16 protein-coding genes are annotated in these 13834 nt (G+C 58.2%); 4 read left to right on the top strand and 12 right to left on the bottom strand.

From position 1 onward, the window contains the following. Position 1 precedes the first annotated feature (1 nt). The gene (locus E4662_RS14065; protein ID WP_168797981.1) at positions 2-1006 is read left to right on the top strand and encodes an AraC family transcriptional regulator; all 1005 of its coding nucleotides are present in this window, start codon (positions 2-4) and stop codon (positions 1004-1006) included. Here the strand turns inward: E4662_RS14065 and E4662_RS14060 are convergent. The 9 genes from E4662_RS14060 to E4662_RS14020 form a co-directional block, all read right to left on the bottom strand. Continuing rightward, the gene (locus tag E4662_RS14060; RefSeq protein WP_136442231.1) at positions 1003-2190 is read right to left on the bottom strand and encodes an NAD-dependent epimerase/dehydratase family protein; all 1188 of its coding nucleotides are present in this window, start codon (positions 2188-2190) and stop codon (positions 1003-1005) included. The two genes, E4662_RS14065 and E4662_RS14060, sit on opposite strands and share 4 nt — an antisense overlap. Positions 2191-2368: 178 nt before the next feature. Further along, a complete protein-coding gene (locus E4662_RS14055; RefSeq protein ID WP_136442230.1) occupies positions 2369-2719 on the bottom strand; it encodes a hypothetical protein in 351 nt (116 codons plus the stop codon). After that, a complete protein-coding gene (locus E4662_RS14050) occupies positions 2716-3162 on the bottom strand; it encodes a GNAT family N-acetyltransferase (RefSeq protein WP_136442229.1) in 447 nt (148 codons plus the stop codon). The genes E4662_RS14055 and E4662_RS14050 overlap by 4 nt, the downstream gene beginning before the upstream one ends. Before the next feature lie 401 nt (positions 3163-3563). Then, the gene (locus E4662_RS14045; RefSeq protein WP_136442228.1) at positions 3564-4070 is read right to left on the bottom strand and encodes a GNAT family N-acetyltransferase; all 507 of its coding nucleotides are present in this window, start codon (positions 4068-4070) and stop codon (positions 3564-3566) included. Positions 4071-4113: 43 nt separating this feature from the next. Further along, on the bottom strand, positions 4114-5214 hold the full coding sequence (locus E4662_RS14040) for an alpha/beta fold hydrolase (RefSeq protein WP_136442227.1): 1101 nt from the start codon (positions 5212-5214) through the stop codon (positions 4114-4116). A gap of 84 nt (positions 5215-5298) precedes the next feature. After that, positions 5299-5481: a hypothetical protein gene (locus tag E4662_RS24525; protein ID WP_136442521.1), complete on the bottom strand. Its 183-nt coding sequence runs from the start codon at positions 5479-5481 to the stop codon at positions 5299-5301. A 15-nt stretch (positions 5482-5496) separates the two neighbouring features. Then, a complete protein-coding gene (locus E4662_RS14030; protein WP_136442226.1) occupies positions 5497-6075 on the bottom strand; it encodes a hypothetical protein in 579 nt (192 codons plus the stop codon). Beyond that, the gene (locus tag E4662_RS14025; protein WP_136442225.1) at positions 6072-6833 is read right to left on the bottom strand and encodes an alpha/beta fold hydrolase; all 762 of its coding nucleotides are present in this window, start codon (positions 6831-6833) and stop codon (positions 6072-6074) included. The genes E4662_RS14030 and E4662_RS14025 overlap by 4 nt, the downstream gene beginning before the upstream one ends. Beyond that, positions 6830-7411 (bottom strand): hypothetical protein, encoded by a 582-nt coding sequence (locus tag E4662_RS14020; RefSeq protein WP_136442224.1) that lies wholly within the window; start codon positions 7409-7411, stop codon positions 6830-6832. The genes E4662_RS14025 and E4662_RS14020 overlap by 4 nt, the downstream gene beginning before the upstream one ends. 830 nt (positions 7412-8241) lie before the next feature. Here E4662_RS14020 and E4662_RS14015 point away from each other — a divergent pair. From E4662_RS14015 to E4662_RS14005, 3 genes are read left to right on the top strand one after another with little or no spacing between them, the layout of a single operon-like run. Beyond that, positions 8242-8976 (top strand): TetR/AcrR family transcriptional regulator, encoded by a 735-nt coding sequence (locus E4662_RS14015; RefSeq protein WP_136442223.1) that lies wholly within the window; start codon positions 8242-8244, stop codon positions 8974-8976. Next, on the top strand, positions 8973-9992 hold the full coding sequence (locus E4662_RS14010) for an alpha/beta hydrolase (RefSeq protein WP_168797980.1): 1020 nt from the start codon (positions 8973-8975) through the stop codon (positions 9990-9992). The genes E4662_RS14015 and E4662_RS14010 overlap by 4 nt, the downstream gene beginning before the upstream one ends. 20 nt (positions 9993-10012) lie before the next feature. Continuing rightward, positions 10013-10207, top strand: a complete 195-nt coding sequence (locus E4662_RS14005) for a hypothetical protein (RefSeq protein ID WP_136442221.1) — start codon at positions 10013-10015, stop codon at positions 10205-10207. Between the two features lie 211 nt (positions 10208-10418). Here the strand turns inward: E4662_RS14005 and E4662_RS14000 are convergent, their stop codons facing one another. Genes E4662_RS14000 through E4662_RS13990 form a run of 3 tightly spaced genes read right to left on the bottom strand, consistent with a single transcriptional unit; the run spans position 10419 to position 13746 of the window. Further along, entirely contained in the window at positions 10419-11138 is a 720-nt protein-coding gene (locus E4662_RS14000; RefSeq protein ID WP_136442220.1) for an alpha/beta fold hydrolase, read from the bottom strand. Then, positions 11135-12685: an ABC transporter permease subunit gene (locus tag E4662_RS13995; protein ID WP_136442219.1), complete on the bottom strand. Its 1551-nt coding sequence runs from the start codon at positions 12683-12685 to the stop codon at positions 11135-11137. Before E4662_RS13995 ends, E4662_RS14000 begins: the two co-directional genes overlap by 4 nt. Beyond that, on the bottom strand, positions 12682-13746 hold the full coding sequence (locus tag E4662_RS13990) for a quaternary amine ABC transporter ATP-binding protein (RefSeq protein ID WP_136442218.1): 1065 nt from the start codon (positions 13744-13746) through the stop codon (positions 12682-12684). The genes E4662_RS13995 and E4662_RS13990 overlap by 4 nt, the downstream gene beginning before the upstream one ends. Positions 13747-13834: the final 88 nt, after the last annotated feature.

The following is a 13834-nucleotide window of genomic DNA, read 5'->3' as shown; positions in this document are numbered from 1 at the left end:
AATGGCCCGTCTCAGCTCCAACATCATCGCTTTCAGAATTGCCATTGCCGCTCAGGAAGGCGCTGACATGGATGACATTCTGAAAGCGTCCGGCGCACCACCCGGTGTGATGCGAGGCGATCCGCCCTACGTCGATCTTCAGACCGAGCGCAACGTCTGGCGAGCCATCGTTAACGCAACCGGTCGCGACGACATCGGACTGGTCTGCGGCCAGAGGTTCCCGACACAAGCCAACGGCATACTTGGCTACGTCATGGCGAACGCACCCACGATCCGGGTCGCAATCGAAAAGTGCTGCGCATATCAGCGCGTGATCGGGGATTCGATGGGCATGGCTTGCGACCGTGGCCCTGACACAACGCGCATCCGGATCGAACAATGGAGCCCGTGGGACGACACGTTGCGCTATACTGTCGATCTGTTCATGGCGGCAATCATGAGCTGGTCAACGGCCAATGCCCCCCAGCCCCTCAGACCGCTACGTGTCGGTTTTCGGTACGAGCGCCCCTCGGATGTGACACCCTATGACGCCCTCTTCTCGCCAGCGCCCGTCACCTTCGGAGCGCAGGACTGCTACCAGATTTACGAGAACGCCGCTTTGGACCAGCCGGTCATCGGGGCAAGTCAGGACGTCTTCGCAATGTTCGAGGACAAGGTGCAACGGTCTCTGGGCAACCTCAAGCAAGCCGATACCTGGGCCTTCCGAACACGCCAACGCATCCTGGATGGACTGAAAGGTGAGGCACCGAGCGTCGAAAAGGTCGCCGGCGAACTGGCGGTCAGCGTGCGGAAATTACAGCAACGGCTGTCCGACGAACAAACCAGTTATTCCAACGTTCTGACCGACGCTCGACGCGATCTGGCCGAAGAATTCCTGAAGGCTGGCGAGGTGGGCAATGACGAGATTGCCTACCTCCTTGGGTATTCCGAAGTGTCGGTTTTTTCGCGCTCGTTCAAGAAATTGACCGGTCAGACACCCAGCGATTTCCGCGCTGCCAACGCCTAGGCCGTGCTTGTGAGACGCGCGAGCAGCCGGTTCGTCAGTTTGTGCAGTCCCGGCGTCCAGTAGATTCCGGCGGCCACAGCGAGATATGGGAGGAAGCCTTCCAGTACAGGCAGTTGCGTAGCGACAAATGCGAGGATCAACGGAAAAACGCCGATGGCGAGGTTATCCACCGCAAAGCGGACAGCACCGTCGATCCTGCCTTTGTGGCGCAGTTTGCGTTTGCCGGGCGCCTCCGCCCCGTGCGCCTTGAACCAGGCAAGCGTCTCGGCGATCGCCTCGCGCATCGGCGTCTGCATAAAGTCGGGGTGCGCGCGGCGGAACCTGGCGTCATTCAAGATCACTGTCGTCTCGTACTTGTAGGACAGCGACGCCACTTCCCGCATCACCGGGATAACCCGTCCCAAGGCCGACACCATAAACTTCGGGGCCACGCTGGTTCTTGCCGGTACGCCCGCAACATCTGCGATCTGTTCCAGCCAGGACTGTACTGACGGCACAAGCGTGCCACCGATGTTAACGACCTCATAGGCGTTGCGCTCACGTTCATGCGCAAGCGCCATTATCGCCCGGCCCGCATCGGGCGCATAGAGCAACTGCTGCGCCGGTTCGGTCGAGATCAGCCACGGCATCGCCCTGCCCTTGAGCGCGTTTTCAAACACGGGAGCAAATTGCTTGTTGGTGACGTTTGGCCCCCAAATCTCGGCCATCCGAACGACCAGAGTTCGAATGCGGCCCTGATCGGTCGCGCGTTGCAGCATTTTTTCCAGACCAACTCGCACCTTGCCCAAAGGTGCCGAGGGATTGAACGGTGTGATTTCACTGATGGGTTGGTCGGTTTGGCCAAAGTTATAGTTGTTGCCTGGGAAGATCACGGTTGCGCCGGAATGTTCGGCGGCCTCGATCACGTTTTGGGTCATGATCGGCATCGCCGTCGCCCAGTGTTCATAGGATGCGTTGGCACCGCGGAAAATATACTCCGCCCCTTCCGCGATGCTTTTCAGAAGCGCCGTATCATTCACGTCGCCCTCCACGATGGTGAAGCCGCCCGTGTCGCCAAAAAGCGCAATGGCCTTTCGGCGGTCTCGCACCAGAAGCGTAGCCTGTTCGCCGGCCTCCTGCAGGGCCTTCGCGAAGGCATGTCCGATAGCGCCCGTGGCGCCTATGATGAGATATTTGTTGGGCATTGGTCTGGGTATCCTGATGTGTAAAGGGCGCGTGATTGCGCTGATGACCCAACCCTAGGACCAGCCGCTGCGGCTGTGATTGACGGCCCGCGCAGGAGGCTTGACCGATCGCGCAGATCGACACCAAAACGAAAAAGGGCGCGCCAGAGGCACGCCCTTTCAAGGATAGCGCGTTGTGTCAAAACTCCGGCTCAAACCCCATGGCAAGGAAAGCCTCGCGAGGTTTGTGAACCACCAGCGCCCGGCCAGAGAACTGCCGGAAGGGGATTTTGCGTCCGAAAATCTCAAAGGAAATCATACCGGTTGTACCGTCCACAAGCACATTCACAACGTAACCGCGCTTGGCAATCCCGGTGGCGGTCCGGTCCATGGCAAACCAGTCAACCGGCTCACCGGTGACGCCATCATAGGGCGCTTCATAGCCGCCGCTGGTGTTGTCGAAGTCACTGATGTCCAGCCAAAGTCCAACGGCCAGAAGAACGACAGCGGTAAATCCGATGGCGGCGAAGGGATACATGATGTAGGTCATACCGCTGCCTCCGCTTTCGCCACCTGGCAGGCAAGTCGCAGAACGGTTTCGCCTGTTGCCTTATGGGTGGATGATCCGATTGGGTGGAAACCGTACCTATCATAGAAGCGACGGCCGACGGCATTGCGGCCAAACACCTCGACTTCAAGCGTACCGAGTTTCCGTGCGGCATCGTCGACTAGTGCAAGACCGTATCCATTTCCGTGCAATGCGGGATCAAGGAACAATCCGCCAATCTCATTGCCGATCATGGCGATGAAGCCCACGACCTGACCATCCATCTCCATCACCCGTGTTGCGGCGTGAACGAGGTAGATATTGCGAAGATTCTCAGCTTCCTGCTCAACGAGTTCGTCGGCAAGAAACGGATGAGCAACCCGTGTCGCCGCGCGCCAGACCGACACAACGGCTTTGGTATCTTTGGATTCGAAATTGCGTATCATTGGTTCATGTCCTGAGTTGTTGATGCAGGACTTGTCGCCGATCTAACGCTTTCGCAGCATGACCGGAGGTGCAGAGTATTTGGCAATTTGCGCGAAAGCGCTGTGAGAAGATACTCACGGCCCATTACTGCCAATGCGAGTTTGATTGCGCGCGGCAGCGTCGCCCTCCAAAAGCCGACCCTGCAACGTCATCGCTATAGGCTAATTTTGATTAAGAAGGCCCGCCCCAGAGCGGTCAAGCGTCGCCCGACTCACCTTCATCGTGCAACGTCACCGAACTGGCGTGGCCACGGCTGCAAACTCAGGATGGGCCGGAATTGGACGTCTGCGGATCACGCAGTCGCTCGTTGACGCCAGAGCCTGTGCAACTCACGGAGTTGGCGCAGGGTGATCAGCCCCCTTCAGAGCTGGCGAACCAACTCATGGCGGATGTGGGTTTTTGAGCCGGCCGTCCACGGAGGCGTCCTCTTGCGTAACTCAAACCCCTCGCGGTGCCAGAACGCCTGAGCCCGGAGGTTTTCCTCCAAAACGCACAGCAGCAGACGTTCCATCCTGGCGCCTCGTGCCTTTTCCACGATGCGATCCAGTGCCCGCTTGCCGAAGCCTTCGCCGCGTCTTTCCCGGTCGATGCCGAGAAATCCGATGTACCAGTCCATGGGGTCGGGGTAGCCGCGCAAGATTTCCACCAACCCAACCGGTACCCCTCTCTGATCCACTACAATAAGGGATAACGTGGCGCTACGGCTGATCGTGGGCGGATGATCCTCGAAGAACTCGGTCACTGTTTCATTTGTCGGCGGATGCCCGGTCTCCAGTTCCACGTAGTCGCGACATGCGTCGAACATCGCGCGGACCTTACCAGTGTCTTTTCCTTGGGTCAGTCCAATCAATTCCAGGTCCTTGTTCATTTTCGTTTTCTCGATCTGCTGCAAAAGACTGGCACCAAGTGCACTATCGCTGGTCCCAACCGAGCGTCACGTTGCGGATCCCGACCATCGCATCGGCCCAAGCGTCGGGCTGGTCATGGAGCACCATGTGCGCGGCATCAGGAATGCGGTGGAAGCTCTTGTCCGGGGCATCGAGCGCCTGATAGTAGGCAAAGGCCAGATCTGCAGGTGTGTTCCAGTCGTCGGCGCCGGTTATGAAGTGAACCGGGATATCGGTAGCGGGCAGCAGCTCGAACAGATCGTACGTCGCTAGAAATTCTGCTTGTTCCACAGCGTCGCTCGAGATTTCCAAGCCGGGAATGTAACTCTGGACATCCGCCATGGTGTAGTATGGGCTTTGGCCGCCGAGCGCGTAGGAAAGGTATTGCTCCTCCAAGCCCGGCGTATGGTAGTCTCCGCCGAAATAGTGCGCGACCGCCTGCCGCTGGACCGAAAGATCGGCTTCGTCGAAAGCATCAAACGGAGCGATTGCTTCAAGCTGCGCCAGAATATCCGCGTCACCGCCAGCGCGCGCCTGTTCCAAAGCCCATTCATATCCCATCTCGAAGCTCCGGTCCCACACCACGCGTTCAGAGACTGCTATGAAGGCATGGAAAGGCGTGCTGTTCCGGGCAATCGTCATGAAGCCGAGCGCGCTGCCCCAGGACTGGCCGGTCAAAAAGATGTGTTCCTGTTCAAAACGCTCGCACAGGATATCCGTGAGTTCCAGTGTATCCGAAATGAAATGCCGGGGCGTCAGATCATCGACCGTCAGGTCTGGGTCATAGGAGCTTCCGGCGCCCCGCTGATCCCAGTGAACGACGACGAAGCTCTCCTCTAGAAGCGGCGTGTGAAAGAGATCAACCCACGGCATGATCGCTCCGCCCGGCCCGCCATGGAGAAACAGGAGCACGGGCAGGTCAGTGCTTGCTCCTCGAATGAGGATCGTTTGTTCGACACCACCGAGCGTGACGCGTTCGAGTGACACGATCCCGTCAGGCGCCACGTTGCCCTCCGGGGTCAAGACAGGCGGCAGGTCGTCCGCAGTCGCTTCCCGGCTCAAGGTCAGCCCAATGCCAACCAGTGTTGCCAATATGAACGGTTGGGCTCTATGTCGAATGGTCATTGTGTTCTCCAGATCTCATTGGCATCTCAAAAGGTACAATTTGCAGATCAAGCATCTGTTCGTGTTTGATTTTTTGAGCCCTCCTCAGAGGAATGCTCCGGATGCAACTGCAACTGAACCAACGATCACGAACGTTCCTTCCTGTCCGTGCAGAATGACAGGAAACCAGTTGCTGCGAAATTGCTTGGCGGGCCAGACCCAGGCCATGGTGCCAAGGATGAAGCCGAGAAACTGCGTCGGGCGGTGAAGGTGGTAGCATGCGAACAGGACCGAGTTGGCAACTCAGTCCCACTTGCCGAAAAAGCCGTTCATCTTTGGCAGAAGAACGCCGCGGAACAGCAACTCTTCCCCCAACAGGTAGTTGAAGACGCAGGAGATCACGGCAACCCCGACCAGCCACCAAGCGCCCTCCAGCTCCGGCACAGCCAATTGGGACAGGTCGAGAAAAGGGAGATCAGCAATCCATGGGAACGGGATCAGGATGAGCTCGCCGATGAACGCCCCGACTGGCGACACCTCAAGCGCTATGAAAAGTCCGAACATCGGAACAAGCCACAGGAGGAGCCAGTAATTGGCGCGCCCCGTTTTCGGACAGCGCGGCGCATTCAGCCAGACCCGATCCTTGAACACAGCCCATGAACGGAGCGCGCCTTCCTGGTAGAGCAGGATCATCGACAGGATGAACTGCCAGACCATGCCGCCGATCAGCAGATACCAGACCAGAAGGAACCACGATACTGAGCCCACCTCGACAAACATCGGAGGAATTACAAAGGCCAGAACTGGCATGGGGATCGTGACGGCGGCCCAGATCACGAGGATCTTGGTCAACGAGTATTGTTCGTGATCTTCGGAGGTCATTGCGCATACTCAAATGGGAGGTCGTTTCTCGAAGGGGCCATGACGGCGCCGAGCATCGTCGCGTCGTTATCAAGCACCCAGAGGTGCCCTGCATCGGGAATGAGGGTCAGGGAGGAATTCGGCAGTGCCTCGTGAAGATAGATCGGCATGTTGCCGACAAGCTGATCTTTGGCGGCATGCCAGATGTGGATGTGTGACTTGATCTGATGCAGCGGGATCGGCCAACACCCCGGCAGCGTGGTATCGTATGCCGAACCTATGCCGCCCTGCCGGTAGGCTTCCGGGAATTCCCGGGCAAAGAGGGCTTGCAAATCAGGACGGTCGAAGATCTTGCGATCAGCCTCGGTCAGTTCCGCGTCTCGGATCAGTTTCATGAGGCGCTCGGGGCTGTGTTGCGTCAGCCATGCAAAGATCCTCATCTGCAGGCGGACCACGGGGTAGAGCGGTCCTGCAAGGCGCCAGAGCGTGCGCAGAGATTTGAGAGCGCCCTTCACTGCTTTGGGATGGTTTGGTCCAACCGCTCCGAACAGCAGGATCTCGCCAAAGCGTTCTGGCGCTTTCCACGCACAGGCAAGCGCGTAGGGCGCGATGATCCGGATGTCATCCCGAAAAGGCGAGCCAGGCAGATCGCCCCAGGACAGGCGAGACCCGGGGTTCCCGTGCAGCATCACAACGGGTTCCCCTTTGGAAGAGCCGTACTCGGCGAAACACATTTGGGTTCCGTCAGACAGGCGAATGAAGTTGGTATCTTTGCTCATTTCTTCTCACCATCTTCGGAGTTGCGGGAAGATAGGGAGCCAGTCGACCGAACCGAGGTGAGGATCAGAGCTATGCCGGCCAAGATGAGACAAAGGCTGGCGACGACGCCCCACGACATCCTGGGCAAGACGCCAAACCCGCTGATGCCGATCACGAGTTCAAAGAAAGCCGCGGCAACGATAAAGGCGAGAAGCCCGTATCCGACGAGCGCTCGCCCATCCTTGCGTGCATCGGACTTGCCGTGGGCAACCCCAACGGCCTGCCATGCGGCTCCAACTGCCACAGGGCCCACAAGGATCCAAGCATAGGCCCAGTTTTGGAAGTGATCGAACCAATCCTGATAGGCAAGGACAAGTCCGGTTGCCAAAACGACCGAACCAAGCGTCGCTGCAAGTTGACCGAATTCCCGGACCGTTAGGCCCGCAAAGACCAGCAAAGCCCCTGGGGCGATTATGAAGAGCGACCAGTGAACAGCGTCTGCGAAGGGTACGAAACCCAATTGCGTAGACGCAAACAAAACGAGTCCGGCCTTCACGAGAGCAATGCCAGGAATGGTGGTGTCCAACTTTCGTTTCATGGTGTTTTCCACTTTGTTGCGACGTCTGACCTGTCGTCCGGTTTCCTATGGCGTGTTGGCTTGTGCGCGGAGCAATCACGAGGCGACCGCCCCCGGATCGCAAACGAGCGCCAAAAGATGTGGGCAAGCCCCCCGAAAAGTCGCGGCCAACTGAGTTTTCGCGCGCCGATGTAACGCTCCGGCCCAGTGACCGTTACAAACCGACCTGACATAGCGAGAACGCGAAACGCGCTTTTTTTCAGTTTCGCGACCGCCGACCATGTCGAAGACGATGTCACAGGAGTTTTCAGGCGCGTCTCCATCATCTCAAGGGCCCGGGCAACGCTCTCAACCTTTGGACAACACTTCACCCCAACGGCCCGCATCGTCCCGAGCAGATGGGCATCTGCTGCAATCGGCAGGGTCGCGCATGTCACATCAAGTACCGCCATCTCGGGTCGCGGGATTGCGGGGGTAAAGGTGGCAAGCCGATGTCGCGCCGGATGTGATTTGATAGGTCTGGGCAGACCCGCGGAAGCCGATTCCGCGCCTTGTGCTGTCCGGCTGTTCGAAGCCAGAACTGAAAGTTCTGAAGTGCATTCTTTAGAGCGCCGGCTTCCTGCAAGCCTTGCTGCCTCAGTAAGCTTTCCATCGTCTTTGGTCTCCATTCTCTTGGCACAACCCGACCGTCCGGCGCAGAGCATGCTCGCGGCGGCGCAGGGCTGCGATTTTAATGGTTGCGGCAGCGGGTTTTGGAAACTTGGCCTTGCGCCGCGGCCTGAGTCGAACTAAATACAGACCGATGGTCGGTATTTAAAGACCGGCGGTCGGTTTGCAAAAGCAGAAGTGGTATGAAAAAAGAGAAACGCACCAACATGAAGCCTGAAGAACGGCGCAACCAACTCCTTGATTGCGCCCAGATGTTGTTTTTTTCCAAAGGCTTCGAGGATACGACGATGCAAGACATCCTTGCCTCGGCGGGTGTGTCAAAAGGTGGCTTCTACCACCATTTCAAGTCCAAAGATGAGTTGCTTGAAGGAATCTTGAACCGATTTGTCGAGCAGACCCAGACTGCACTTAGACCGGTTCTGGAGCAAGAATATCCGACATGGCTGGATTTGTATCACGCCTACTTTGACGTGCTGCGGGCTCAGATGTCCGATGGGGCTCGCGCGCGCCTGCCGCTCTTCGTAATGATGTTTCAGGATCGAAACGCAGCTCTCCAACAACGGATGTCTGACGCCATCTACATCGCTAACCTCGAAATCTTCGCGGAAGTCTTACAAAGAGGCGTACGGAGCGGCGATTTAGACCTTCCAGACGCCGAGGTTGCAGCAGGTTTAGCTTTGAAAATCGGAACAACCCATCAGGACTGGATGAGAAAAGCCCTTCGTTCTACGGATTTGTCCGAGCTGGTCACTACTGGGCAGAAGATCGACATATCCCTGCAACTTCAGGGCATTGCAATCGATCGAATGCTGGGTTTGCCGGATGGGAACACGTGCATAAGGGCAGATGGTTTCGCGGACGACATAACAGCGGGCATCAAGGATCTTCTGTTCGATGAAGACGGACAACTGAAGTGATCGCGCCTTGGACGATGAAGCGTTTGTTGCGCGCCGATCCAGCTGTCGAGTTTTCCAACACGCGCAACCTGCTTGCCGATGAACCCGAGGTGGAAATAGGCCTCGAAAACACAGCCAACCATACGACTTCGCATAGCATTGTCGGCGGAATCGAACGGTTTCATGCGCAACCCAGAAAGAGGAACTCTCATCCGCCTTTGCTGATGGTTCACGGGATGTGGCACAACGCATCGTGCTGGAAGAACTGGCAGGCTTGGCTGGCCGATCACGGCTGGGAGAGCGTGGCATTCTCTCTGCCGGGGCACGGTCGCTCGCCCGTGCAGAGGCCTGTCGCGACCTGTTCGTTGGCGTATTATCTGAAGTTCTTGGTCGGCGAGGTTGAACGTCTCGGAGCCGCGCCGGTGCTGGTCGGCCACCGCATGGGTGGGGCGCTTGTTCAATGGTATCTGAAGCACGTGGGTCAACCCGTGGCAGCAGTTTTTGTCGCGTCCTGGACCTCGCATGACGTGCTTCGTGACTGTCTTCGCTCGGCGCTCTTGATCGACCCTTTGGGAACACTGTTGGGGGCCGTGCTCGGATGGAAGTTTCAGTTCCGTTCCGACCGGCAGGTGCGCGACTGGTTCTTTTCGAAGGCAGCGCAGGACGAAGTTACACAGTTGCGTTCAGAACTCGGCCCAGAATCCGAAATCGTCTTGATGCAGCATCGCCCCCCGCTTTGGACTCCCCCGCCATCTGTAGGCTGCCAGACGCTTTGGCTGTCTGCAGGATCCGACGCCATCATCCCGCTATCGGCGTCCCGACGATCGGCGCAGCACTATGGTTCGACGTTCGTCCGCGTCGCGGATGCCGGGCATGACATAATGCTCGATCGCGAATGGGATGCAGCTGCCAATACGGCTCACTGCTTTTTGGAGAACATGATCGGTAACGAGCCAAACGGATCGTCTCAAACGAAATGCGGCCGGTCGAGGATCTCCGAGGATTTTTCCCGATTGCGACCAGGCCAGCCACTATAAAGGCTGCGGAAGCCCTGCTCATGTTTCCATTCCTTGTCTTGGGCCTGAGCCATATCGTGAAGCCGATCCTGCAGCCTGACATGTTCGCGGAATTCTTCGACGAAGGTCACGCCGGCGCGATCAAGCGCACAGTCCTCTTCGATCTTTTGCCAGCCATCATCATCGTTGCCTTCCACCACGATTGGAGTTGGCCCGGTGTAATGTTGACCATTTAAGGACATTCTCTCGCTTGAAAGTCCGCAATCGGCCCAAAGCCGACCTTAGACGCCGGTTCGGGATGCTGCAGTGGCAGCCCTCTTAGCGGCCATTCGCTGCGATAGAGAGAACTCAAAAGTTACGAAGGGGGAAAGTGCGGGACGATTCCGACTTTCGCTGCAGCTGCGCCAATGACAGCTTTCTGAGTATAGCGCCCGCATCAACACTGCCTCAGATCGAAAAGAAGTCCTCCAGTACGCCGTTGAATAGCCACGGCTTTTCCAAGTGCGCCGCATGGGCACATCCCGGCATCACCAAAAGGTTAGCGTTGGAAATGGATTGCCACAATTGCTCGGTCTGGCACCATGGGTAGGTGCGATCGTGGTCCCCCCAGATCACCAGTGTTTTTGTCTCAATGTTCTCCAGGTGCTTGACACCACTCCAGTCTTCCATCGCGTCGAGCCCATTTAGCATAGCCGGAAGTCTGCATTTTTCGGCGATCGCTGCGCAGCCCTCATAGCCGGCAGCGTTTTCCCGTTCGAAAAACCAAGTCGCCGCGATCCGCCTGGCTGTGACCTGCGGCCCGTCCGCGAGAGCGCGGCGTTTAGAGGTGCCGATGGTCTCGAACCTACCTGGCAGGATTCCTGTGGCGCCGGTGCCGTAGAGCACCAGCCGCTCTATTCTTTCCGGCGCGCGCGCGACCATTTCTTGCACGACCATCCCGCCCATCGAATGGCCGACCAGGTTGAACCGGTTAATGCCACGGGCGCTCAGTTCGTCCAGGGCCCAGTCAGCATAGCCGGCAATACTGTCCAGAGCGTCAAGGTGAGCATTTTCGCCAAACCCTGGCAAATCCAGGCTGATGATCTCGTGCCCGGCCGCAGAGCCGGCCTGCCCCTGCCATTGCCGGCTTCCCCCCATGAAGCCATGAACGAAAACGACCGGGGTCATCTGCGTCCGCCCTGCACAATACGATCAAGGATCATGGCACAGAACAGTATCGAGAACCCGGCAAGGATACCTTGTCCGACATTGGCATATTGCAGCGCTTCCAGAACGTCTTCGCCGAGTCCCTTGGCCCCGATCAGCGAGGCCACCACCACCATGGCCAGAGACAGCATGATCGTCTGGTTGATCCCGGCGCGGATCGACGGGCTTGCCAGTGGCAGGTCGACCTTGGTCAGCAGATACCATTTGTTGGCACCAAAGCTGATTGCCGCCTCACGTACGCTTTCGGGCACGCCGCGCAGGCCCAGCACGGTCAGGCGTACCACCGGGGTGCCACCAAAAATCATGGTCACAACCACCGCCGCAGGCTTGCCGACACCGAAGAACGCGATTACCGGCACCATGAAGACAAAGGCAGGCATGGTCTGCATGAAATCCATGATCGGTTGGATGAAGGCATAAAACCGAGGCCGGCGCGCGGCGAACATGCCCAGCGGGATTCCAATGACGATGGACAGACAGGCCGCCGTGCCCAAAAGGGCCAGGGTGGTCATCGCGCCCTCCCAGAAGCCCAGAAGCCCCATATAGGCCAGAAAGGCCCCGGAATAGATGGCGGTGCGAATGCCCGCGGTGAGCCATGTCAGAAGCACGATCAGGCTTGCAATGACAATCCAGGGCGTGTGGACCAGGATGACCTCGAGCGCATCGAGTAGCGCGCGAATCCCAAAGGTCAGCCCGTCGAAAAACGCCTCGCTGTTGCGCACACACCAGGCGATGAAGTCTTCGACCCCCTGGATGCTGGTCAGGCGAATGTCCGGGTCGGTGGGAAAGTGGCTGAGCAGGGAAAACCGGCCCGGAAAGCTGTAATGCAACATGGCGGCGGTGACTATCAGCAACATGAAAACCGCGCTGAACACGATATGAGTGCTCGGCATTGCCGAGCGGATCGAACGATCCGACAGCCATTCGGAAAACCGCGCCTCGAGTACCCAGTTGGCTCCGATGGATTGCGCGGCCTTGACCAGCAACAGGATCACGATCCCGGCCATTACGATCGTGGGGCCCTGGGCGGCAAGCGCATCGGCCTCGGCGCGGATGCCACCGATGTTTTGCTCAAGGGATTCGACCGTACGACGATAGACATCAATCTTGTCTGACTCGTTTTCAATCGCGGCGGCCAACTGTTTGCGGCGCAACTCGAGCGTGCCTTCAATCGAGGCAATGCGTTGCATGGCATCGGCGGCCAGATCGCCGAACAGGCCACGGGCGATCTGCACAAATCCCAGGGTTTCGAGGATCAGAAACGGCAGTGCCCAGGACCACAACCCACGGGCCCCGAACCAGACCGGGCCCAATAGTCCAGCCATCAGGTTGAAGGTCGGCGTGAAGCGGGACGCGGCACCGATCTTGTCAAAATTCCGGATGTAGTAATCCGGGCTGGTGCGCACGAAGGTGCGAATGTTGTTGCGGCGTTCCTCGGCATAGGCCAGAGCGGCTTCGCTTTCGGTGTCTTCAAGCGGGTTGACGCCAAGATCGTCAAGATTGCTCATGATACTTCGGTCCCTTCGATCACGGTGCGCAGCAGGTCGGCGCGAGTGATGATGCCTACGTCCTTGCCGCCGTCCTGCACGAGGATGGGTTTTTCGTCGTCAATCGCCAAGTTGATCAGGTTGCTCAAGGTTTCGCTTTCGGCGACCCGGGGCACATCACTGGGAACCGGTCCGTTGGCAGCGGTATACTGGTTAAGCGGTTGCATCACTGCGTGGGCGTGCACGACCTTGAGCCGCGAGATGCCGGCGACAAAATCGGCCACATAGTCATCCGCGGGATGCATGACGATATCCTCGGCAGTGCCAATCTGTACCATCTTGCCATCGCGCATGATCGCGATCCGGTCGCCAATGCGGACCGCTTCATCCAGATCATGGGTGATGAAGATCGTGGTCTTTTTCAGGATCTTGGATAGGCGGATGAACTCGTCCTGCAATTGGCGCCGGATCAGAGGGTCAAGCGCCGAAAACGGCTCGTCCATCAACAGGACATCGGGGTTCGCGGCCAGCGCGCGCGCCAGGCCGACACGTTGTTGCATACCACCAGACAGTTCATGGGCGAATTTCGACCCCCAGGCGCCAAGCTCGACGATGTCGAGAATGGCTGCGGCCTGACGCATGCGTTCATTCTTGGCGACCTGGCGGATTTCCAGCGGCATCGCCACATTGTCCAATACCGAACGGTGCGGCATCAGGGCAAAGTTTTGGAACACCATGCCGATCTTGCGATTCCGGAACGCCTGAAGCGCCTTCGGATCCAGCGCCATCACGTCGGTGCCTTCGATTTCGATCTTGCCGGCCGTGGGTTCCAACAGGCGGTTGAAATGGCGCACCAGCGTGGATTTACCACTGCCCGACAGCCCCATGATACAAAAGATTTCGCCGCGCTTCACCGAAAGGCTGACATCGGCAACGCCAACCACGGCGCCCATTTCGGCCAGGACCTCGGCCTTGCAAAGACCCCGGTCCCGGATAGCCTGAAGGGCGGCTTGCGGGTTCGCACCGAAAATCTTCCAGACATTCGAGATTTCCACAACAGTATCTGCGGGTTCAGGGCTCATGCGAGGCATCCCAAAGCTTGAGGAGGAAAAGAGGGGAAGAGGCCGACACCGAATGGCATCGGTGTCGGCATGGGTTTACGGGGCCGGA

The organism is Pacificoceanicola onchidii (assembly GCF_004804335.1).
GTDB lineage: Bacteria > Pseudomonadota > Alphaproteobacteria > Rhodobacterales > Rhodobacteraceae > Pacificoceanicola > Pacificoceanicola onchidii.
Note: the sequence above shows the minus strand (reverse complement) of the source record. Positions and strands in the feature narration are given on the sequence as shown.